This is a genomic window from Streptomyces sp. NPDC045846, from assembly GCF_056431605.1.
The window spans coordinates 330704-350949 of sequence record NZ_JBWKKJ010000006.1 but is presented as its reverse complement, the minus strand read 5'-3'; the positions used below and the strand labels follow the sequence as shown (position 1 = coordinate 350949).

At 72.7% G+C, this 20246-nt stretch carries 18 protein-coding genes and 1 pseudogene; 10 read left to right on the top strand and 9 right to left on the bottom strand.

Annotated features, from left to right (window positions below; genetic code table 11):
- The first annotated feature begins 126 nt into the window (after positions 1-126).
- Positions 127-854, top strand: a pseudogene (locus AC07F3_RS19490) (esterase-like activity of phytase family protein).
- Positions 855-1007: 153 nt separating this feature from the next.
- Here AC07F3_RS19490 and AC07F3_RS19485 read toward each other — a convergent pair.
- Both AC07F3_RS19485 and AC07F3_RS19480 read right to left on the bottom strand, forming a co-directional pair.
- Positions 1008-3230, bottom strand: coding sequence for an NADP-dependent isocitrate dehydrogenase (locus tag AC07F3_RS19485; RefSeq protein WP_479115649.1), 2223 nt, complete (start codon positions 3228-3230; stop codon positions 1008-1010).
- A 166-nt stretch (positions 3231-3396) separates the two neighbouring features.
- A complete protein-coding gene (locus AC07F3_RS19480) occupies positions 3397-3603 on the bottom strand; it encodes a cold shock domain-containing protein (protein WP_469837166.1) in 207 nt (68 codons plus the stop codon).
- A 555-nt stretch (positions 3604-4158) separates the two neighbouring features.
- Here AC07F3_RS19480 and AC07F3_RS19475 point away from each other — a divergent pair.
- From AC07F3_RS19475 to AC07F3_RS19455, 5 genes are all read left to right on the top strand, one after another.
- Complete coding sequence (locus tag AC07F3_RS19475; RefSeq protein WP_479115647.1) at positions 4159-4728, top strand: hypothetical protein; 570 nt, start codon at positions 4159-4161, stop codon at positions 4726-4728.
- 284 nt (positions 4729-5012) lie between these two features.
- Positions 5013-6122 carry a mechanosensitive ion channel family protein gene (locus AC07F3_RS19470; RefSeq protein ID WP_479115645.1) on the top strand — a complete coding sequence of 370 codons (1110 nt, stop codon included), beginning with the start codon at positions 5013-5015 and terminating at the stop codon, positions 6120-6122.
- 145 nt (positions 6123-6267) lie between these two features.
- Complete coding sequence (locus tag AC07F3_RS19465; RefSeq protein ID WP_479115643.1) at positions 6268-6717, top strand: helix-turn-helix transcriptional regulator; 450 nt, start codon at positions 6268-6270, stop codon at positions 6715-6717.
- 9 nt (positions 6718-6726) lie between these two features.
- Positions 6727-7140 carry a VOC family protein gene (locus tag AC07F3_RS19460; RefSeq protein WP_479115641.1) on the top strand — a complete coding sequence of 138 codons (414 nt, stop codon included), beginning with the start codon at positions 6727-6729 and terminating at the stop codon, positions 7138-7140.
- A 215-nt stretch (positions 7141-7355) separates the two neighbouring features.
- The gene (locus AC07F3_RS19455) at positions 7356-8738 is read left to right on the top strand and encodes an MFS transporter (protein WP_479115639.1); all 1383 of its coding nucleotides are present in this window, start codon (positions 7356-7358) and stop codon (positions 8736-8738) included.
- A 49-nt stretch (positions 8739-8787) separates the two neighbouring features.
- Here the strand turns inward: AC07F3_RS19455 and AC07F3_RS19450 are convergent, their stop codons facing one another.
- The 6 genes from AC07F3_RS19450 to AC07F3_RS19425 all read right to left on the bottom strand — a co-directional run bounded on the left by AC07F3_RS19450 (position 8788) and on the right by AC07F3_RS19425 (position 15285).
- Positions 8788-10704, bottom strand: a complete 1917-nt coding sequence (locus AC07F3_RS19450; RefSeq protein WP_479115637.1) for a helix-turn-helix domain-containing protein — start codon at positions 10702-10704, stop codon at positions 8788-8790.
- A gap of 97 nt (positions 10705-10801) precedes the next feature.
- The gene (locus AC07F3_RS19445; protein WP_479115635.1) at positions 10802-11605 is read right to left on the bottom strand and encodes a 3-hydroxybutyrate dehydrogenase; all 804 of its coding nucleotides are present in this window, start codon (positions 11603-11605) and stop codon (positions 10802-10804) included.
- A gap of 55 nt (positions 11606-11660) precedes the next feature.
- Positions 11661-12143, bottom strand: a complete 483-nt coding sequence (locus AC07F3_RS19440; protein WP_479115633.1) for an NUDIX hydrolase — start codon at positions 12141-12143, stop codon at positions 11661-11663.
- Between the two features lie 33 nt (positions 12144-12176).
- Positions 12177-13793, bottom strand: a complete 1617-nt coding sequence (gene lnt, locus AC07F3_RS19435) for an apolipoprotein N-acyltransferase (RefSeq protein WP_479115631.1) — start codon at positions 13791-13793, stop codon at positions 12177-12179.
- A gap of 75 nt (positions 13794-13868) precedes the next feature.
- Positions 13869-14456, bottom strand: coding sequence for a hypothetical protein (locus AC07F3_RS19430; protein ID WP_479115629.1), 588 nt, complete (start codon positions 14454-14456; stop codon positions 13869-13871).
- Between the two features lie 46 nt (positions 14457-14502).
- On the bottom strand, positions 14503-15285 hold the full coding sequence (locus tag AC07F3_RS19425; RefSeq protein ID WP_479115627.1) for a glutamate racemase: 783 nt from the start codon (positions 15283-15285) through the stop codon (positions 14503-14505).
- Positions 15286-15365: 80 nt separating this feature from the next.
- Here AC07F3_RS19425 and AC07F3_RS19420 point away from each other — a divergent pair, with 80 nt between their 5' ends.
- Entirely contained in the window at positions 15366-16541 is a 1176-nt protein-coding gene (locus AC07F3_RS19420; RefSeq protein ID WP_479115625.1) for a glycosyltransferase, read from the top strand.
- Positions 16542-16547: 6 nt separating this feature from the next.
- Here AC07F3_RS19420 and AC07F3_RS19415 read toward each other — a convergent pair whose 3' ends face one another.
- A complete protein-coding gene (locus AC07F3_RS19415) occupies positions 16548-17882 on the bottom strand; it encodes a TerD family protein (RefSeq protein ID WP_479115623.1) in 1335 nt (444 codons plus the stop codon).
- Between the two features lie 244 nt (positions 17883-18126).
- Between AC07F3_RS19415 and AC07F3_RS19410 the strand changes: the two genes are divergently transcribed.
- The 3 genes from AC07F3_RS19410 (at position 18127) to AC07F3_RS19400 (ending at position 20218) form a co-directional block, all read left to right on the top strand.
- Positions 18127-18582: a DUF6643 family protein gene (locus tag AC07F3_RS19410; RefSeq protein ID WP_479115621.1), complete on the top strand. Its 456-nt coding sequence runs from the start codon at positions 18127-18129 to the stop codon at positions 18580-18582.
- 57 nt (positions 18583-18639) lie between these two features.
- Complete coding sequence (locus tag AC07F3_RS19405) at positions 18640-19473, top strand: MOSC domain-containing protein (RefSeq protein ID WP_479115619.1); 834 nt, start codon at positions 18640-18642, stop codon at positions 19471-19473.
- A gap of 139 nt (positions 19474-19612) precedes the next feature.
- A complete protein-coding gene (locus AC07F3_RS19400) occupies positions 19613-20218 on the top strand; it encodes an Rv1733c family protein (protein ID WP_479115617.1) in 606 nt (201 codons plus the stop codon).
- Positions 20219-20246: the final 28 nt, after the last annotated feature.

Here is a 20246-nt window from a genome sequence, read left to right as displayed (position 1 = left end):
GCCCGGGTCCGCGCCGGATCCGACCGGCGGTCCGGCGTTCCCGTACAGGTCGGCCCGGCTCAACTCGCCGGTCACACAAGCCGATCTACGGTGTCGCCACCGTCGTACCCCATCCTGGGAGGAACCGTGCGCCTGCGCACCGCCGTCACCGCCGCGACCGCTTCACTGGCCGTCGCCGCCTCCGTGAGCGTCACCGATGCGACCGCCGCTCAACCGGCGCCCGCACGCGCCCCGCACGCCTGCTCCTCGTCCACCGCGCTCGACGGCTTCTGGGACGGTCTGGACAAAACGGTGTATCAGGGCACGGTGGTCGGCAATCTGTCCGGTCTGGCCGTGGACACCGACGGCACCGTCGCCGCGCTGTCCGACCGTTCGCGGCTGTTCAGCCTGAGGGTGCGCCCGGGGCCGGTGGCCGCGCCCACCCGCGTCGTGCCGCTCGCGGACGAGAAGGGGGCGCCGCTCGACTCCGAGGCCGTCGTCGTGGAGCGCGACGGCACCCGCCTGATCACCTCGGAGACCGAGCCGTCCGTACGCCGCTACGACCGCGACGGCAGGCTCCTGGGCCGCCTGCCCGTCCCCGGCGCGCTGCGGGTCGCCCCGGCCGGCCGCGCCGTCACCAACGCGACCGAGGTCGCAAGACCCTGCTCGCCGATCTGGCCGCCTGCCCCTCCCTGGGCGCGACGGCCAGGCAGCCGCAGCCCAACCCGCTGCTCGACAACGTCGAGGGCGTGGCGGTCACGGGCCGCACCCGGGACGGCCGGCTGCGGCTGTTCCTGGTCAGCGACGACAACGAGAACCCGAAGCAGATCACCCGCCTCTACTCGCTGACCGTCCGGCTGCCCCGCCACGTCTGAACCACCGGGCGGCGCGGCCCCGTTCGGGCCGCGGCCGCGCGGTCTCCGGGAGGGCCGGAGCAGGCGCCCACCACGCGACCGCCCCGGCCGGAAGGAATCCGGCCGGGGCGGCGGGGTGCTCAACTGCCCTCCCCACAGGGGAGTCGGGTCGGGTCAGGCGAGGGTGGCGATGGCCTGGTTCAGGGTCTTCGACGGGCGCATGACCGCGGACGCCTTGGCGGCGTCCGGCTGGTAGTAGCCGCCGATGTCGACCGGCGAACCCTGCACCGCGATGAGCTCGTCGACGATCGTCGACTCCTGCTCGGTCAGCGTCTTGGCCAGCCCCGCGAACGCCTCCGCGAGCTGCGCGTCCTCGGTCTGCTTGGCCAGCTCCTGGGCCCAGTACAGGGCCAGGTAGAAGTGGCTGCCGCGGTTGTCGATGCCGCCCAGCTTGCGGCTCGGCGACTTGTCCTCGTTGAGGAAGGTGCCGGTGGCGCGGTCGAGGGTGTCGGCGAGGATCTGGGCGCGCGCGTTGCCCGTGGTCGTCGCCAGGTGCTCGAAGCTGACCGCGAGCGCGAGGAACTCGCCCAGGCTGTCCCAGCGCAGGTAGTTCTCCTTGACCAGCTGCTGAACGTGCTTGGGGGCGGAGCCGCCGGCGCCCGTCTCGAAGAGGCCGCCGCCGTTCATCAGCGGGACCACCGAGAGCATCTTGGCGCTGGTGCCCAGCTCCAGGATCGGGAACAGGTCGGTCAGGTAGTCGCGCAGCACGTTGCCGGTGACCGAGATGGTGTTCTCGCCGCGGCGGATGCGCTCAAGGGAGAACGCGGTGGCCTCGACCGGCGACATGATCTCGATCCGCAGGCCCTCGGTGTCGTGCTCGGCGAGGTAGGTGCGGACCTTCTCGATGAGGACGGCGTCGTGGGCGCGGCCCTCATCCAGCCAGAACACGGCCGGGTCGCCGGTGGCGCGGGCGCGGGTGACGGCGAGCTTGACCCAGTCCTGGATGGGCAGGTCCTTGGTCTGGCAGGCGCGGAAGATGTCGCCCTCGGCGACCTCCTGCTCCAGGACCACGTTGCCCGCGGCGTCCACGAGGCGGACGGTGCCCGCGGTCTGGATCTCGAAGGTCTTGTCGTGGCTGCCGTACTCCTCGGCCTTCTGCGCCATCAGGCCGACGTTGGGCACCGAGCCCATGGTGGCCGGGTCGAAGGCGCCGTGCGCGCGGCAGTCGTCGATGACGGCCTGGTACACGCCGGAGTAGCTGCTGTCCGGGAGGACGGCGAGGGTGTCGGCCTCCTGGCCGTCCGGGCCCCACATGTGACCCGAGGTGCGGATCATGGCCGGCATCGACGCGTCGACGATGACGTCCGACGGCACGTGCAGGTTGGTGATGCCGCGGTCGGAGTCGACCATCGCGAGGGCCGGGCCCTCGGTGAGCTCGGCCTCGAAGGCCGCCTTGATCTCGGCGCCGATGTGCGGCACGTTGTCGAGGCCCTTGAGGATGCCGCCCAGGCCGTCGTTGGGGGACAGACCGGCCGCGGCCAGCACGTCACCGTACTTGTCGAAGGTCTTCGGGAAGAAGGCGCGCACCACGTGGCCGAAGACGATGGGGTCGGAGACCTTCATCATGGTGGCCTTGAGGTGCACCGAGAACAGCACGCCCTCGGCCTTGGCCCGGGCGATCTGCGCGGTGAGGAAGCGGCGCAGCTCGGCCACGTGCATCACGGACGCGTCGACGACCTCGCCGGCGAGCACCGGTACGGACTCGCGCAGCACGGTGGTGGTGCCGTCGGCCGCCGCGAGCTCGATGCGCAGCGAACCGTCCTCGGCGATCACCGTGGACTTCTCGGTGGACCGGAAGTCGTCCGCGCCCATGGTGGCGACGTTCGTCTTCGAGTCGGAGGTCCACTTGCCCATGCGGTGCGGGTGGGCCTTGGCGTAGTTCTTGACCGACGCGGGGGCGCGGCGGTCGGAGTTGCCCTCGCGCAGGACCGGGTTGACGGCGCTGCCCTTGATCTTGTCGTAGCGCGCGCGGACGTCCTTGTCCTGGTCGGTCTTCGGGTCGTCCGGGTAGTCCGGCAGCGCGTAACCCTGGCCCTGCAGCTCGGCGACGGCCGCCTTGAGCTGCGGGATGGAGGCCGACACGTTCGGCAGCTTGATGATGTTCGCGCCGGGCGTCTTGGCCAGCTCACCGAGCTCGGCGAGCGCGTCGTCGATCCGCTGGCTCTCCTCGAGGAACTCGGGGAAGCTCGCGATGATGCGCCCCGCGAGGGAGATGTCACGGGTCTCCACAGTGACACCGGCGGTCGAGGCGTACGCCTGGATCACGGGCAGGAACGAATGCGTCGCCAGGGCCGGCGCCTCGTCAGTGTGGGTGTAGATGATGGTCGAGTCAGTCACCGGGTGCTCCGCTCCACGTCTGCAACATTGCTCGACATCAAGATATCTCGTGATCGCCCCGGGTCACGACGGGGCCCCGGCCCGATCCTGATCACGGGGCGGTACGGCGGACCCGTCCGGGTCCGCCGCGCGGCGGGCGGGACCGGCGCCCGGACGGGCGCCGCGGTCAGGGCCGGACGGCGCGCGCCTCGAAGCGGCCGAGGCCGAGCTCTATGACGAAGGAGACCTGCTGCCCCTCGGACAGGGTGCGGGGCTCCTCCTCGATGTCCTCCCGCCGCACGTAGATGCCGTCGCGCTGCCCGATCGGCACGACGAACCCGTAGCCCTTCTCCCGGTCGAAGTACTGGACGATCCCGTCGCACCTCACGTTCATGGCCTCACTCCTCGGGTGATCGCTTCCACGGCCCGCGACGGATCGCGAAAGGGGGAACCGGCTGGGTTCACACAGGGTGGGGACGTGGCGCGGGCTGCCGCGCCGGAACAGGGCCTGCCCGCGAAGGGGGCTCCCGCCGTCCTGACACAAGGGGAACCGTCCACGGCCCCGGACCGACCGGGCGCCGCCGAAGCGGACACGTTCCTTACCGGTAGGTATACCTCCGTGCCCCGCGTTTGATACCTCCCGGTTCCGCCGTCCGGATGGTCCTGGCCGAAGAAAGGGGCGAGCCTCCTGGCGGCCGGGACGCCGCTGTCTCCGGGCGGCCGGGGCCTGCGCAGAGGAGCCGGGCTCCGGGCCCACGGAAGCCGGGGCCGGGGCCCGCGGGGGTCCGCATCCTCGCGGATCGCCCCGCGGGAGGGGCACCCGCGTCAGGTCCGTCGCCCCGCGGGAAAGGCACCCGCGTCAGGTCGGCGTCAAATACGGCGCGCTGCCCGTCAGCGGTCCGTCAAGGTGGGCGACCACATGGGCTGCGGCCCCATAGCGTCCTGCCCCATGGGACGAGGGACCACCCGCAAGGCGGCGGGAGACGGCGCCACATCCACCCGCTCCACGGACGGGACCGAGGCGGTGGTGTACGACACCACATGGGCGGGCGAGGCCCGGTCGGCGGTGGCGTGCGCGGGGACGCTGTTCGGGCTGCTGCTCGCCATCGACGCCGCGGCGGGCGCCCTCACCGCCCCGCGCGCGGTGCTGTGGAGCGGCCTCGCGGCGCTGCTGTTCGTCGTGCTCTGGCCCGCCCGGGTCTCGGTGGCGCCGGGCCGGCTGGTCTCGCGCGGGCTGCTGCGACGGGCCGAGGTCCGCACCGACCGCCTGGTCTCGGTGCGCTGGTCCGACGGCGTCGCCCAGCGTCTGGTGCTGCGGGACGCCGAGGGCCGCCGGGCCGAGATCGACCCGAAGGTACTCGTCGCCAATCCCCCGCTGTGGCACGTCCTCGACCGGGACGCCCGCACCAGCCGCGACCGGAACGTGCTCCGCTGCGGCGAGACGGCGCTGGGCCAGATGGCGGCGCGCGTGGACCGGGAGACGGCCCGCACGGTCTTCAGGCTCTCGGGCCTGCGCTAGCCGCAACGGCCGCCCGCGCCAGGGCGGTTGCCACGGTCGCACCCAGGCGCGCGGCACCGCCCGGGACGGAACCCCGTCGAGGCGGCGTGACACCGGCCCACCTGCGAGGACGCTGTGCCCATGGGGCAGGATGGCAGCCCGTTCCGTGCGCGTACGGCCCGAACGAGGCTCCCGGCAGCACGATCTGACAGGCGACAAGGTGACACAGTGACGACACATCACATACGGCGATCGACGGCGCCCCTCGCTCAACTCCCGTCCCCGCGCTGCCCGGAGGGCGTCCGTTGAACCGGGGCCTCGTCCTGCACGACTGGGTGGCGGCCTCCATCGCCCTGGCCGCGGGCATCGCGGCCGGGCTGCTCCTGCGCGTCCTGCTGAGATGGCTCGGCAAGCACGCGCGAAGAACGCGCTGGACCGGCGACGACATCATCGTCGACGCGCTGCGCACCATCGCCCCGTGGGCGGCCGTGGTCGCGGGCGCGGCGGTGTCCGCTTCCGCGCTGCCGCTCACCACCCGGGTCGCGGCCATCGTCGACCACGGGCTGAACGCCCTGCTCATCCTCGTCATCACCCTCACCGCGGCCCGGCTCGTGGCGGGGCTCGTCCAGTCCCTGGCGCAGTCCCGGACCGGGGTGGCCGGCTCGGCCACGATCTTCGTCAACATCACCCGGGTCGTGGTGGTCGCGATGGGCGTCCTGGTCGCGCTCGAAACCGTGGGCGTGTCGATAGCCCCGCTCCTGACCGCTCTCGGAGTGGGCGGCCTCGCGGTCGCCCTGGCGCTCCAGGACACCCTCGCCAACCTCTTCGCCGGGGTCCACATCCTCGCCTCGAAGACGGTGCAGCCGGGCGACTACATCCGGCTCAGCAGCGGCGAGGAGGGCTACGTCGTCGACATCAACTGGCGCAACACAGTGGTGCGCAACCTGTCGAACAACCTCGTGATCATCCCCAACGGGCGGCTCGCCCGAACGAACATGACCAACTACACCCGTCCGGAACAGGAGTTGACGATCCTGGTGCAGGTGGGGGTCGGCTACGACAGCGACCTGGAGCACGTCGAGCGGGTGACGCTGGACGTCGTCGACAGCGTGATGACCGACATCGCCGGGGCGCTGCCGGGGCATGAGGCCGCCATCCGCTTCCACACGTTCGCGGACTCCAGGATCAACTTCACCGTAATCCTGGGTGTCGGGGAGTTCAGCGACCAGTACCGGATCAAGCACGAGTTCATCAAGCGCCTGCACCGGCGCTACCGGGCGGAGGGCATCTCGATCCCCGCGCCGGCCCGGACCGTGTCCCTCCAGCAGGACGGGCCCGAGCCGCCGCACTCCCCGGCCCCCTTCCCCCACCAGCGCGAGGCTCCGCCCGCGACGGTGGCTGACCCCCGGCGCTGAGCGGGGCCCCGCCCCGGGCCCGCCCACGGGCACCCGGTCCGGGGCGGCGGCGTCCGGGAGGCCCGGGCGCCTGCCGATGAGGCGCCCGGTCAGCTGTCTTCGCAGGTCAGCGCCGCTGTCAGGGGGCGGTGGTAGCGTCGTTCGCATGACCCCGGAAGAGCTCGCCAACCTCGCGCATCTGCGCCGGGCGCGGGACCTCATCGACCGCGAGTACGCCAAGCCCCTCGACGTGCCGACGATGGCCCAGCACGCGCTGATGTCGCCCGCGCACTTCTCACGGCAGTTCCGGGCCGCCTATGGCGAGACCCCGTACAGCTACCTCATGACCCGCCGGATCGAGCGGGCGATGGCGCTGCTGCGGGGCGGGATGAGCGTGACCGACGCGTGCATGACGGTGGGCTGTACGTCGCTGGGTTCGTTCAGCTCGCGGTTCACCGAGATCGTGGGCGAGACCCCGAGCGTGTACCGGAGCCGGCAGTACGAGGCGCTGGAAGCGATGCCCGCCTGTGTGGCGAAGGTGCGCACGCGCCCGACCCGCAATCCTCCCGCCGGGCCGAGCAGGATCCGAGAAGCGGACGACAACCCCGCCGCCTAACGTGGTGCCATGACCAGCATCGCTCTCCAGTACTGCCACATCACCGTCAACGACCCGGACGAGGCCCTCGGCTTCTACCGCGACGCGCTCGGCCTCGAAGTGCGCAACGACGTCGCGTCCGGCGACTACCGGTGGGTCACGCTCGGCAGCCCGACCCAGCCGGGCCTCGAGATCGTTCTGTCGGAGCCGCACGCGGGCCGCTCCCAGGCCGACGGCGACGCCCTGCAGGAACTGCTCACCAAGGGCGTCATGCCGATGTTCGTCTTCAGGACCGACGACCTCGACACGACCTTCGAGAAGGTGCGGGCCTCGGGCGCCGAGGTGCTCCAGGAGCCCATCGACCAGCCCTGGGGTCCGCGCGACTGCGCCTTCCGCGACCCGTCGGGCAATCTGATCAAGATCCAGCAGCAGGCCAAGGGATAACGTCCTCCGCCTCGCACGCACAGCCGCACCGGCCTCGCGCCCCTGGCGCACGGGCGGGTGCGGCTTGGTGCGCGAGCGGCGCCGGAGCGAGGCCATGGATGCAGCACTCACACTCCGGCCGCGGACTGTGGTGTCCCGCCACATAGCCGCCTGACCTGGGCATTTCTACGGTGTGGCGACACACGACCGTCCCCACCCTCCCGGAAGTGGTACCCATGGCCGCCTCTGCAACCGCTCCCCCACCCGTCACGAACCTCAGGCGCGTCGTCGCCGCCAGCCTCATCGGCACCACCATCGAGTGGTACGACTTCTTCCTGTACGGGTCGGCCGCAGCGCTGGTGTTCAACAAGTTGTTCTTCCCGGAGTCGGCCCCGCTCGTGGGCACGCTGCTCTCGTTCCTCACGTACGCCGTCGGGTTCGCGGCGCGGCCGCTCGGGGCGCTCGTCTTCGGGCACTTCGGGGACCGGCTCGGCCGGAAGAAGCTGCTGGTGGTGAGCCTGCTCATGATGGGCGGGGCCACCTTCGGCATCGGGCTGCTGCCCACCCACGCCACCGTCGGGGCCGCGGCTCCCGTACTGCTCACGGCGCTGCGGCTGGTGCAGGGGTTCGCGCTGGGCGGCGAGTGGGGCGGGGCCGTGCTGCTCGTGTCGGAGCACGGGGACGCCCGGCGGCGCGGGTTCTGGTCCTCGTGGCCCCAAACCGGCGCCCCCGCCGGGCAGTTGCTCGCCGCGGGCGTGCTCTCGGCCCTGACGTCCCTGCTGAGCGAGGACGCGTTCACGGCATGGGGGTGGCGCATACCGTTCCTGCTGTCGGGTGTGCTCGTCCTGGTCGGCCTGTGGATCCGGCTCTCGGTCGACGAATCACCGGTGTTCAAGGCCGCGTTGGCGCGGGCCGAGGCCCGCACGGCGGACCACGCGGCCGAGCGGCCGCCGCTCGTCGCGGTGCTGCGCGACCACTGGCGCGACGTGCTGGTCGCCATGGGAGCGCGGATGGCGGAGAACATCAGCTACTACGTGATCACCGCGTTCATCCTGGTGTACGCGACGACCTCGGCCGGGATGGCCAAGCAGACCGCGCTCAACTCCGTACTCATCGCCTCCGCCGTGCACTTCGTGGTGATCCCGGCCTGGGGCGCCCTGTCGGACCGGATCGGGCGCAGGCCGGTGTACCTGATCGGCGCCCTCGGCGTCGGCGCCTGGATGTTCCCGTTCTTCGCGCTGATCGACAGCGGCGGCTTCACGAACCTCGTCGTCGCCGTCACCGTGGGCCTGGTGTTCCACGGGGCGATGTACGCGCCGCAGGCGGCGTTCTTCTCGGAGATGTTCGCGACCCGGATGCGTTACTCGGGGGCTTCGATCGGGGCGCAGTTCTCCTCCGTGGCGGCCGGGGCGCCCGCGCCGCTGATCGCGACGGCGCTGCTCTCCGACTGCGGCACGTCGACGCCGATCGCCCTGTACGTCATCGCGGCCGTGCTGCTCACCGTCGTCGCCGTCGGGTGTGCGCGGGAGACCCGGGCGCGGGATCTGGAACACGTCGAGGGCGCCGGTCCGGCCGGAGCCGGGACGGCGGCGCACGCGGCCGGGGCGCGTACTGCCTGACAGGGGAAGGGAGTTGGGGTGGGGTGGCGGTGTGGAGCCGCCCCACCGTTCAGGGCGTCATGGCAGGGGCCGCCACATGGAGGCGGAGAGCCAGCTGGATTTCCAGGGCGCGGGCCGGTGACTGCCAGTCGGGGCCTAGGAGACGGCCGATCCGTTCGAGCCGCTGGGCCACCGTGTTCACATGGACGTGCAGATGCTCCTTGGTACGGGCCGGGCTCATGCCGTGTGCGAAGTACGCGTCGAGGGTGCGGACCAGATCGGTGCCGCGTTTCCTGTCGTAGGCGACGACCGCGCCGATCGTCCGCTCGACGAAGCCGCCGATGTCCCGGGTGTCCGCGAGCAGCAGTCCGAGGAAGCCGAGGTCCTGGGCGGCCGCTCCCTCCCCGGCGCGGCCGAGCAGCCGCAGCGCCTCCAGGCAGCGGCGTGCCTCGGCGTACGCGGTGGCGACGGTCGCGGGTGCCGTGGCGGGGGCCGCGACGACGGCGGACGCGCCGACCGTGACCGGCTCGTGGAGGGCGCCGCTGAGCTGCTTCGCCGTGTGCCGGGCGACCTCGGCCGGGGTGTCGCCGGGCCCCAGCGGCAGGAGCAGCACCGTCGCGCCGTCCCGGGTCGAGGCCAGGCCGTGCCGGGTCGTGGCCAGGTACGCGGCGGCGGAGCCGATGCGGCGGCGCTCCGCGGTCCGGCGGGCACGGGTGCCCAGGTCGAGTCCGTCGAGGCGGGCGGCGAGCACCACGTGCGGGGCGTCGAGGTCGGCCCGCACTCTGGCGGCGCGCTCCCGCAGGAGCCTGGGGTCGCGGTCCGGCGCGTCCAGGAGGTCGTCAAGCAGCTCGCCCCGCACCCGCTGTTCGGCCTCGCCCGCCGAACGCCGGGCGAGCAGCAGCAGGGAGGTGACCATGGCGGCCCGCTCCAGGGTGCGCCGGTCGACCGGGTCCAGGTCCGGCTGGCCGTGCAGGACCAGCGCGCCCAGGAGTTCGTCCCCGGCCGAGACTCCGGCGAGCCAGTCCTCGCCGTGCCGGATGGCGTGGCCGTCGGTGCCCCCGAGTCGCAGGACGGCGGCCCGCGCCGAGTCGGCGCCGGCGAACTCGACCGTACCGTCGAGGACTTCGGACACGGCGTCGGCCACGTCGTGGACGCCGCCGCCGCGCAGGACCAGTTCGGTGAGCCGGTCGTGGACCTCCGACGCCCTTTCGAGGACCGCGCTGTGGTCCCGGATGGTCTCGTTGGCCCTCTCCAGCTCGGCCAGGGCGGAGCGGGTTTCGGCCAGCAGGTTGGCGGTGTCGATGGCGACGGCCGCGTGCGCGGCGAAGGAGCCGAGCAGGGCGATCTCCTCGCGGGCGAAGACCCGGGGGTGGCGGTCGGCCGCGAAGAGCACGCCGATGACGGTGCTGCCGAGCATCAGCGGCACCCCGAGGATGGCGACGAGCCCTTCGTCGCGTACGCCCGTGTCGATGGCGCTGGTGTGCTGGAAGCGTTCGTCGTCGAAGTAACTGGACGTGACGTAGGGGCGGGCGGTCTGTGCGACGAGTCCGCCGAGCCCTTCGCCCATGCCGAGCCGCAGCTGTTGGAAGCGGGCGGCGACCGATCCTTCGGTGACCCGCATGTAAGTGTCGCCCGCCGCCGGGTCGTTGAGGCTGAGGTAGGCGACTTCGGTGCCGAGCAGCGAGCGGGCGCGCTGCACGATGGCGCGCAGCACGGCGTCGAGGTCGCGCAGCCCCGCGAGGTCGTGGGCGGTCTCGAACAGGGCTGACAGTTCGGCCTCGCGGCGCCTGCGCCCTTCGAGGTCGGCCCGTACGCGCAGGGCGAGGTGTTTCGCGGCCGCCAGACCGGCGAGCGTCTCGGGTCCCGCGCCGTCGGCGCGGGCCAGCAGCGCCGGGCGGTCGTACGCCTCGGCCGGCGCGCCCCGGGCGAGAAGCTCCAGGTAAGGGGTTTCCGGATGGTCGTTGAGCTGCGGGTGGTCGTGGGACATGGTCACAGGGATACCTGCCGTACGGACGGCCTCGCCAGGCCTGTGGACAACTCTTGAGGGGTGCGGGCCAAGCAGGGAACTCCGTGGCGGCCGGGGGTCAGTGCGCGGTCCAGCCCCCGTCGAGGGCGAGGGAGGTGCCGGTGATGAACGATGCCTGCGGAGTGCAGAGATAGGCGACCGCCTCGGCCACCTCGTGCGGCTCGACGAGCCGCTTGAGCGCCGCGTCCCTCAGGAACACCTCCGTGAGCACGCGCTCTTCCGGGATGCCGTGTGCCAGGGCCTGGTCGGCGACCTGCCGCTCCACCAGGGGCGTGCGCACATAACCGGGGTTGACGCAGTTGGAGGTGACCCCATGGGGGGCGCCTTCCAGGGCGGCGGTCTTGGAGAGGCCTTCGAGGCCATGTTTGGCGGACACATAGGCCGACTTGAAGGCGGAGGCGCGCAGCCCGTGCACCGACGACAGGTTGACGATGCGCCCCCACCCCTGCCCGTACATGTGCGGCAGCGCTCCCCTGATCAGCCGGAAGGGGGCTTCCAGCATCACGGTGAGAACGGTGTGGAAGACGTCGGGCGGGAACTCCTCGATGGGGCGCACCAGTTGGAGCCCGGCGTTGTTCACCAGGATGTCCGTTCCGGCGGCGGCCCGTTCAGCGGCCGCCAGGTCGGTGAGGTCGAGGACGAGCGGCTCCACGGTGCCGCTGAGCCCGGCGGCGCCGGCGGCGAGCTCTTCGAGGCCCCCCGCGTCCCGGTCCACCGCCGTGACCTTGGCTCCGGCGGCGGCGAGCCGTAGGGCGCAGGCCCGGCCGATGCCGCCCGCGGCGCCGGTGACGAGCGCGGTGCGGCCGCCCAGGTCGACGGTGACGGAGTGGGGAAGGGGTGCGGGGGTGAGGGGGGCGGTCATGTTCTCGACCCTAGGCAGGCTGCCCGTACCCACCCATGTGGTCAGCCCACATACTTCACAGCTCAGTACTGGGCCGGAACCATGTGGGGCTGTCCGACTGGGCCTGCTTGATGCGGAAGAGGGCGAACTCGCTCAGCTGCGGCAGCGCGTCCAGGGCGAACCAGCCCACCTCAAGAGACTCCTCGTCGTTGACGCGGGCCTCGCCGCCGACGGCCCGGCAGCGGAAGGTGATGTCCATGAACTGGCACTGGTCGCCGTTGGGGTAGGTCACGGTCGAACGGCCCGCCTCCACCAGCACCACCCGCTCGGCGACACACCTCACGCCGGTCTCCTCGTACACCTCGCGCACCGCGGTGTGGGCGGGCTCCTCCCCCGGGTCGGGGATGCCGCCGATCGTCGACCACTCCCCGGTGTCCGCCCGACGGCCGAGCAGGACCCGGTCCTCGTCGTCGAAGACGATCGCGCTCACCCCGGGCAGCAGGAGCAGCTGATGCCCGGCGAGGGCCCGAATGTCTCGAATGAAGTCAGGAGTTGCCATGCGTCGACCCTAACGGGCCCGCGGAACCGGCCGTCAGCTCGCGGTGCCGCGGCGCCCCCGCACGGACCGGGTGATCGCCCAGGCCAGGCCCGCCGCGGCGGCCGCGACGATCAGCCACTCGGGCAGCGTGCCCAGCCGGGTCGCGGGCGTCTGCGAGGAGCGCAGCGGCACCTTGGCCACGAGCGAGGCCGGCGTGAACATGGCGGTCTTCTGGACGACCTTGCCGTCGGGCATGATCACGGCGCTGACACCGCTGGTGACCGGAACCGTGACGGTCCTGCTGTGCTCGACGGCCCGCACCCGGGACATGGCGAGCTGCTGGTAGGTCATCTCGCTGCGGTCGAAGGTGGCGTTGTTGCTGGGCACGGAGATCAGCTGGGCGCCCGCGGTGACGGTGTCGCGCACCGCCCAGTCGAAGGCGGCCTCGTAACAGGTGGCGATGCCGACCTTGGTGCCGGCCATGGTGAACAGGCCCGGCTTGGTGCCGCGGTTGAAGTCCTCGCGCACCATGGAGGTGTAGCCGGGGGTGAAGGTGGCGATGAGCCCGCGCAGCGGGATGTACTCGCCGAAGGGTTGGATCTGACGCTTGTCGTACGTCGCCACGGGCCCCAGCTTCGGATCCCACTGGACCTGCTCGTTGTACAGCTTCGCGCCGTAGCCGCCGACGACCGCGCCGACCGAGATGGGGGCGCCGATGGCCTTGGCCGCCTGGTCGATGACGGCCCGTGCGTCGTCGTCGACGAAGGGGTCGACGTCGGAGGAGTTCTCCGGCCACAGCACGAAGTCCGGCTTCGGCTCCTTGCCCGCCCTGACCTCGTCGGCGAGGCGCAGCGTCTCGCGCACGTGGTAGTCGAGCACCGCCCGGCGCTGGGAGTTGAAGTCGAGTCCGAGCCGGGGCACGTTGCCCTGGATCACGGCGACGGTCGCGGTGCCGTCCTCGGCGGAGTCACTGACCAGCCCGCCGGCACCGAAGGACGCCGCGACCGGCGCGACGACCATGAGCAGCGCGGCCACCGCCGCGCCCTTGCGCACGGACGCGGTGCTCCGCAGGCGCAGCGCCTGGCGCAGGCATTCGTACAGCCCGAACCCGCACAGCGCTACGGCGAAGCCCAGGACCGGGGTGCCGCCCAGGGCCGCCAGCGGCAGGAAGGTCCCGTCGGCCTGTCCGAAGGCGATCTTGCCCCAGGGGAAGCCGCCGAACGGCGACCGGGCGCGGGCGGCCTCGGCCGCGATCCACAGGGCGGCGGCCCACACGGGCCACAGCGGAAGCCGCGAGACCACGGCGGTGCCGGCGCCGGCCGCCGCGATGAACAGTGCCTCGATCGCGGCGAGCCCCAGCCAGGGGCCGGGGCCGACCTCCACTCCGGTCCACACCAGGAGGGGGAGCAGGAAGCCGAGGCCGAAGAGGTACCCGAGGCCGAGGCCCGCCTTCCAGCCGCGGCCGCGCAGCACCCAGCCGAGGACGGCGAAGGCGGTCAGCGCCAGCCACCACAGGGGCCTCGGCGGGAAGCTCAGATACAGGAGCACCCCACCCAGCGCGGCCACGGCGGGCCGCAGGAGACGGTTCAGCAGTGTCCGCAGCCGCGCGGGGGCGGCGGGCCGCGGTCCGAGCTGGTCCGGCTCGGTTGTGGGGGTTTCGGTGGTGCTCACCCGGCGGAGTCTACGGCGGGTCGCTGTGGACCGGGGAGTCCGGTGACGAGAGCCACCGTCGCGCGGGAGGCGCGGTCAGGCCCCGGCGGGCTTGCCGGTGCCGAGCAGCCGAAGCCGGTCGCGGATGACCCGGACCGCCGCTTCGGCGTCGTCGACGGTGACGGTGAACACGCGGCCGTCGCCGAGCTTGAGCGCCACGCCCTCGCCGCGGCGCACGACGACGGCGGTGCCGATCTCGGGGCGCCAGCGGTAGCCCCAGCCGCCCCACTGCCGCGGGGTGACCCGGGGCACGAAGTCGGCTCCGACGACGTGGTCGAGCGGGATGGTGCGGCGCGGCAGCCCGATGTGGCCGCAGCGCACCTCCAGGCAGTCGCCGTCGACCTTGACCGCCACGTGGACGAAGGCGAGCGTCCCGAAGAGCACGAGGAGCCCGGCCGCCAGGCAGCCGACCACGGACATCAGCAGCGGTGCGATGCCCGAGGTCCACGTCGAGTCGACGGCGAGCTCGACGCCGAGCGCGATACAGGCCGCGCCACCGGCCGCGAGGAGCCACTGGACTCGGTTGGTCGCCCGGCCGGTCCAGACCTCTGGCGCCTGCTCGGCGGCGGACGAGGCATGACGTGGCTCGGGGGGTTCGGGGTGTTCCGGGGACGGTTCCCTCATGTGTAGCAGCGTACTCAGGTTCCGCTGCGGTGGCACCGTTCAGCTCTCAGTGAGCGGGGCTCACGGCCTGGAGAATGCGGCCTTCCGGATAGGCGAGAGCGACCTCGGGCAGCGCGCCCGGGCGGCCGCTGAGGAGCACGGTCAGGCCTCCCACCTGGGGCGCGTCGGGAGCGGGCAGGATCTTGGCCCGGCGCAGAGCCTGGGCCGCGACCGCCTCGGCGCTGCCGAAGAAGGTGAGGGGCCCGCCGTCCGGGCGCAGGGCCGTACGGATGCGTGCGGCCACCAGTTCGTAGTGGGTGCAGCCCAGGACGACGGTTGCGACCTCCGGCGGCGTGAGGGCGGCGGCCGCCGCGACGGCCCGGTCGATCGCGGCGTCGTCGGCGTGCTCCACCGCTTCGGCCAGACCGGGGCAGGGCACTTCGGCGACGGGGACGCCGTCGGCGAATTCGCGGATCAGTCCGCGCTGGTAGGGGCTGCCGGTCGTGGCCGGGGTCGCCCAGATGGCGAACGGCTCCCCGCCGACCGCGGCCGGCTTGATCGCGGGCACGGTGCCGATCACCGGGATCCCCGGCTCCAGGGCGGCGCGGATCGCGGGCAGGGCGTGCACGGACGCGGTGTTGCAGGCGATGATCAGGGCGTCCGGCCCGTGGGCCGCGGCGGCCCGGGCCACCGCGAGCGCGCGCTCCGCGATGTCTTCGGGGGTGCGCGGGCCCCAGGGCATGCCGTCCGGGTCGGACGAGATCACGAGTTCGGCGTCGGGCCGCAGCCGACGTGCCGCGGCGGCCGCGGCGAGCAGGCCGATTCCGGAGTCCATGAGCGCGATCTTCACCCGGTCACCATAGTCGACGGCCCTGCCGCGACCGGCCGAGGTCCCGTGTGGAGCACGGGATGTGGGGCAGACTGCGGCGGATGAGCGCCCTCGTATGGATCGCCCTCGCGTCCTTGGTCGTCTGGCTCTGGCTGCTGCTCGGGCAGGGCTTCTTCTGGCGTACCGACCAGCGGCTGCCACCCCGCGCGGAACTCGAACATTGGCCGGATGTCGCGGTGGTGGTGCCCGCCCGGGACGAGGCGGAGGTCCTGCCCTGGAGTCTGCCGTCGCTGCTCGCGCAGGACTATCCCGGCCGCGCGGAGGTCTTCCTGGTGGACGACGGGAGCTCCGACGGCACCGGCGAGCTCGCCCGCCGCCTCGCCGAGCGGCACCACGGCCTGCCGCTGACCGTGGTGTCGCCGGGGGAACCGGAGGCGGGCTGGACCGGCAAGCTGTGGGCGCTGCGCCAGGGCATCGCGCTCGCGCGGGCCGACGGGCCGGAGTACCTGCTGCTCACCGACGCCGACATCGCGCACCGGCCGGACAGCCTGCGCGAACTGGTCGCCGCGGCGCGCGGCGGCGGATTCGACCTGGTGTCGCAGATGGCCCGGCTGCGGGTGGCCAGCGGCTGGGAGCGGTTGATCGTCCCGGCGTTCCTCTACTTCTTCGCCCAGCTCTATCCCTTCCGCTGGATCAACGCCCGCAGGGCCCGCGCCACGGCCGCCGCGGGCGGTTGCGTGCTGCTGCGTACGGAGGCCGCGGAGCGCGCCCGGATTCCGGAGGCGGTGCGCCAGGCGGTGATCGACGACGTGTCGGTGGCCCGCGCGGTGCGCGGGTCCGGCGGCCGGGTCTGGCTGGGCCTGGCCGACCGGGTCGACAGCGTGCGCCCCTACCCGCGCCTGGGCGACCTGTGGCGGATGGTCTCGCGCAGCGCGTACGCCCAGCTCCGCCACAACCCGTTGGTGCTGCTCGGCACGGTCGCCGGACTCGCGCTCATCTACCTGGCGCCGCCGATCACCTTCGTCGCGGGCCTCGCGAGCGGGAGTTGGGGGGCGGCGTGGGCGGGCGGGCTCGCCTGGCTGGTGATGGCCGGGACGTATCTGCCGATGCTCCGCTACTACCGCCAGCCGCCCGTGCTCGCCCTGACGCTGCCCTTCACGGCGCTGCTGTACCTGCTGATGACGGTCGATTCGGCGGTCCAGCACTACCGGGGCCGGGGGGCCGCCTGGAAGGGCCGCACCTACACCCGGCCCGAGGCCGCGCCCGAGCAGCCGTGAGGCGGGCTACTTGCGGCCGGGCGTCCAGTTCATGCCCCAGCCGTAGGCCTGGTCTATGGTCCGCTGCGGGCTGACGCCGCGTGCGGGCACCAGGTAGCGGGCCTCGCGCTGCACGACCAGGTCGCCGCCGCTGTTGGTGATCAGGGCGAGCGCGCAGACCGTGGAGGGCACGGTGCACTCGTCGAGGAAGAACTCGATCGGCGCGCCGAACTGCGGCTGGAGGGTCACCGTGGCGTGCAGGTCGGCGAAGCTGCGGGCGCCCTCGTAGATGGTGACGAAGATCAGCAGGCGGCGGAACTTGTCCTTCTGGTCGAGGTTGACGGTGAGGTTCTCGCCGGATTCGACGGCGCCGGTGCGGTCGTCGCCGTCGAGGTGGATGTACGGCGGCCGGTGGAGCGCGCCGAAGGCGTTGCCCAAGGCCTGGACGACGCCCTTGCGCCCGTCGGAGAGTTCGTACAGCGCGCACAGGTCGAGGTCGAGATCCGTGTGGTTGGCCACGGCGCGCCCCAACTTGGCGCCCCAGCCGCTGAATTGCTTGCGGCTCTGCCAGTTGAGGTTGACCCGCATCGCGCCCGAGGTGCCGCCCTGCTTGGCGAGCGAGACCCTGGGGGCGTCCTTCGTGAGGGTGACTTTGGAGAGGCGCACCGGTGGCGGCGGCGTCAACGGCGGGGCCGCCGGGGGCGCCGGAACCTGGGCGGCCGGCTCCGGCCAGAAGGGGGCCGGCGGCGGGGTGTGGGCGGCCTGGGCGGGGGGCGGGGCCGGGGTGTAGGACGCGGGGGCGGGAGGCGCGACGGGCTGCCGCTGGGGCTTGTCGACGGTGATGCCGAAGTCCGTTGCCAGGCCTTCGAGTCCGCTGTCGTAGCCCTGGCCGACCGCGCGGAACTTCCAGGCGCCCTGGCGGCGGTAGAGCTCGCCGAGGATGAACGCGGTCTCGACGGTGGCGTCCTGGCTGTCGAAGCGCGCGAGCTCCGCGCCGCCCGCCGCGTCCAGGACGCGGATGCCGAGCCCGGGCACCCGGCCGAAGGCGCCGCCGTCGGCGGAGGCGGCCAGCACCACGCGCTCGACGGCGGGTTCCACCCGCGCGAGGTCGATGAGCAGGGTGTCCGTCACCGCGTCGGGGCCCGACCGCTTGCCTTCGTGGCGTACGGCGCCCGAGGAGTGGGCGGGCTGGTTGTAGAAGACGAAGTCCGCGTCGGAGCGGACCCGTCCGCCGGACAGCAGCAGGGCCGAGGCGTCGACGTCGGGGACGCCGGGGCCGGACCGCCAGGACAGTTCGACGCGTACCGAGGACGCGGGCACCGCGACGTTGGCTCCTTTAAGCATGGACATGCTCTCCCCCATCACTCGTGGCGGCGCCGAAAGATTTCTGCTCCGTCAACCTAGTGCGCGATCGGCCACCCGGCACCTCTCCGGGTCACCCGCCGGTAACCCCTGATGACCTTGCCCTTTACACGATTCCAACGCCCTGGCGCGACCGATTTTCCCAAGTTCGCTCACATTGATGATGCCCAGCCACTCCGAACACGCGAAACAACCCTCTTATCGGGCTCCCCAACGACCACATCGTGGGCTTAACTTATGTGCCATGACCTCCCCCCGCTCCACCTATGGCGGCGGTTACTACTCCGCGCCGTTCTTCCCGGACACCCCCATCTACGACTCCCTCGTCGCAGAACGGGGTACGCCTCAGATCGCCCCGATCCGAGTCCCCTCCCTCTACGACACCGGCAGCAACTACCTGCCGGCCCTGCCGTCGGCGCTGCCCGCCCTGCCGGCCGCCCCTTCGCAGCAGGCTCCGTCCTACGCCTCGTCGTACGGCTACCAGCAGCAGACGCAGCAGCCGGTGCCGCTCCAGCACGCGCCCGCGCCGTACATCCCGCAGCAGCCCTCGGCCCCGCGCGGCTACCAGGGGCAGCAGTCGATGCCGCAGCGCCCTGTGCAGAGCACCGGGTACGAGGCCATGCGGCCCGCGGCGCCCCGGCCGGCGCCCGCGCCGTACGAGGATCCGTACAACCGGCCCTACCAGGGCACCGGCTACTGATCCAGGCGGGTTCCGGCCGCCCGGACGACCGTCCGCGGCGGCTGGCAGGATGTGTTTATGAACAACGGACTTGATGCGGTCGTCCACGGGATCCACATCCATCCCGTCAAGTCGGTCGGGGGATACGACACAGCACGAGCGGCGGTCGAGCCATGGGGGCTCGCCGGGGACCGCCGCTGGATGCTGGTGGACACGCAGGGAACGGCCGTCACGCAGCGCGAGCGGCCGAGTCTGGCCCTGAGCAGTGCCGCCACACTGCCGGACGGAGGCGTGCGGCTCTCCGCGCCCGGGTGCGGCGATCTGGTCGTCGAGCCGCCGGAGCCGATGGCCGCCACGGGCGTCACGCTCTTCGGCAACAAGTTCGAGGCGGTGGCCGCCGCCGACGAGGCCCACGCGTGGTTCAGCGCCTACCTGGGCACCGAGGTGCGGCTGATGCACCTCGACGACCCGGCGCACCGCAGGGCCATCGACCCCAAGTACGCGCCCAACGGCGAGACGGTGAGCTTCGCCGACGGGTTCCCGCTCCAGATCGCCACGCTCGCCTCGCTCGACGCCCTCAACTCGCTGATCGCCGAGGGCGACCACGCCGCCGAGGGGCCGCTGCCGATGAACCGGTTCCGGCCGAACGTCGTCCTCGACGGGACCGAGGCGTGGGCCGAGGACACCTGGTCGCGGATCTCGATCGGCGAGGTCGCCTTCCGGCTCGCCAAGCCCTGCGGCCGCTGCGTGATCACCACCACCGACCAGGCCACCGCCGAACGCGGCAAGGAGCCGCTGCGCACCCTCGGCCTGCACCGCCGGGTGGGCAAGGCGCTGGCCTTCGGCGTGCTGGTCGTCCCCGAGCACACCGGCACCATCCGCGTCGGTGACGCGATGAGGGTGCTCGCATAGCCGGGTTCCACGCGGGAACTCCTGTGGGTGGCAGATGCGTTGGACGGGACAAGCCGGGTGGATCGGATCCCTGTTCTTGCCACCCGCGCGCAGGCCGCCCGGCCCGGGCGGGGCGAAGGCGGAAGGGGGTGCGCGGCCCGTGCGAGCCATTTCGGGATTGTGGCGCTGGCGGCGCAATCCGCTGTGCCGCCGCACCGACCGCGCGGAGGCCTGGCTGGCGCTCGTGGCGCTGCTGTTGATGGCACTCGCCGCGCCCGCGGTGGGAGTGCTGTGCGGTTCGCGCACCGACGTCTCACTGCGCCGGACCGCGGCCGAGCAGCACCGCCACCGCCATGCGACCGAGGCCGTGGTGGTGCGCCGGGCCGAGCAGCGGGCCCCGGCCGCCGAGCCGGACGGCTCGCCCGGCCGCGCCACCCGCACGAGGGTCGTCGCCAACTGGACGGCTACGGACGGCAGTTCGCACAGCGGCACGCTGGCCTCACCGCTGATGTCACCGCCGCCCGGCTCCCGTTTCCGGATGTGGACCGATGACCACGGGCGCCCGGTGCCCCGGCCGATGGCCCTGGCCGCGGCCGATACGCACGCCGTGTTCTCGGGCATCTGCGCGGCCGCGGCGACCGCCGGACTCGTCGAGGTGCTGCGGCGGTTGACCGTATGGCGCCTGATACGCCGGCGGTACGAGCGACTGGACCGGGCCTGGGCCCGGTACGGTCCCGACTGGGGTCGTACCGGCGCAGGCAGCTGACCGGTCAACCCGGCGGCCCCGCGCGCGC

Excerpts from the sequence above, each read along its gene's own strand:
- AC07F3_RS19445 (WP_479115635.1), bottom strand. The coding sequence starts at position 11,605 with ATGACCGCCCCCCTCACCCCCGCACCCCTTCCCCACTCCGTCACCGTC.
- AC07F3_RS19480 (WP_469837166.1), bottom strand. The coding sequence starts at position 3,603 with ATGAACGTGAGGTGCGACGGGATCGTCCAGTACTTCGACCGGGAGAAG.
- AC07F3_RS19440 (WP_479115633.1), bottom strand. The coding sequence starts at position 12,143 with ATGGCAACTCCTGACTTCATTCGAGACATTCGGGCCCTCGCCGGGCAT.
- AC07F3_RS19460 (WP_479115641.1), top strand. The coding sequence starts at position 6,727 with ATGACCAGCATCGCTCTCCAGTACTGCCACATCACCGTCAACGACCCG.
- AC07F3_RS19420 (WP_479115625.1), top strand. The coding sequence starts at position 15,366 with ATGAGCGCCCTCGTATGGATCGCCCTCGCGTCCTTGGTCGTCTGGCTC.
- AC07F3_RS19415 (WP_479115623.1), bottom strand. The coding sequence starts at position 17,882 with ATGGGGGAGAGCATGTCCATGCTTAAAGGAGCCAACGTCGCGGTGCCC.
- AC07F3_RS19405 (WP_479115619.1), top strand. The coding sequence starts at position 18,640 with ATGAACAACGGACTTGATGCGGTCGTCCACGGGATCCACATCCATCCC.
- AC07F3_RS19410 (WP_479115621.1), top strand. The coding sequence starts at position 18,127 with ATGACCTCCCCCCGCTCCACCTATGGCGGCGGTTACTACTCCGCGCCG.
- AC07F3_RS19465 (WP_479115643.1), top strand. The coding sequence starts at position 6,268 with ATGACCCCGGAAGAGCTCGCCAACCTCGCGCATCTGCGCCGGGCGCGG.
- AC07F3_RS19455 (WP_479115639.1), top strand. The coding sequence starts at position 7,356 with ATGGCCGCCTCTGCAACCGCTCCCCCACCCGTCACGAACCTCAGGCGC.
- AC07F3_RS19430 (WP_479115629.1), bottom strand. The coding sequence starts at position 14,456 with ATGAGGGAACCGTCCCCGGAACACCCCGAACCCCCCGAGCCACGTCAT.
- AC07F3_RS19475 (WP_479115647.1), top strand. The coding sequence starts at position 4,159 with ATGGGACGAGGGACCACCCGCAAGGCGGCGGGAGACGGCGCCACATCC.
- AC07F3_RS19450 (WP_479115637.1), bottom strand. The coding sequence starts at position 10,704 with ATGTCCCACGACCACCCGCAGCTCAACGACCATCCGGAAACCCCTTAC.